This window comes from Shigella sp. FC1967 (assembly GCF_001743005.1).
GTDB lineage: Bacteria > Pseudomonadota > Gammaproteobacteria > Enterobacterales > Enterobacteriaceae > Proteus.
The window spans coordinates 1-467 of record NZ_MIIZ01001221.1; the positions used below are offsets into that span (position 1 = coordinate 1).

General features: G+C 46.0%; 1 protein-coding gene and 1 pseudogene. One reads left to right on the plus strand and one right to left on the minus strand.

Annotation, left to right across the window (positions count from 1 at the left end; translation table 11 throughout):
* Positions 1-309, minus strand: a pseudogene (tnpA, locus tag BHE89_RS20470) (IS200/IS605 family transposase); the annotation flags it as partial.
* A gap of 56 nt (positions 310-365) precedes the next feature.
* Here tnpA and BHE89_RS20475 point away from each other — a divergent pair.
* Positions 366-467, plus strand: a 102-nt coding sequence (locus tag BHE89_RS20475; RefSeq protein WP_171742425.1) for a helix-turn-helix domain-containing protein, incomplete at its 3' end; no start/stop codon positions are given.

Sequence of the window (467 nt, forward strand, 5' to 3'; positions counted from 1 at the left end):
AAATGTGTGTTTTGCTGGCGCAGCAGGCGCGACGATACTGATTTCAGATTGTTGACCATCACACTGACCGCCAGTTTTGGCGGGTAAGCAACCAGCAGATGCACATGGTCAGGCTCTCCGTCCATCTCAATAATTTCGCATTCAAAGTTTTGCCGCAGCGGAGTCAAATGCATCACGCAGTTGAGCGAGCATCAGTCCGTCAAATAGCTTACGTCGATACTTTGTCGTAAAGATCAGATGCACGACCAGTTTACTGACACTGTGCCGCTTTCTGAGGGATCCCGCCAGTAAATCATCATGATTACTCAATTGATATATTGCCCTAACATGTTAAAATAAAAGCATTATATCAATGAGCGCTGATGATGTTAAGAGCAACAAAAGTACGCATCTACCCAACACCAGAACAGGCTGAATATCTCAACGCTCAGTTCGGTGCGGTTCGTTTTGCGTACAACAAAGCGCTG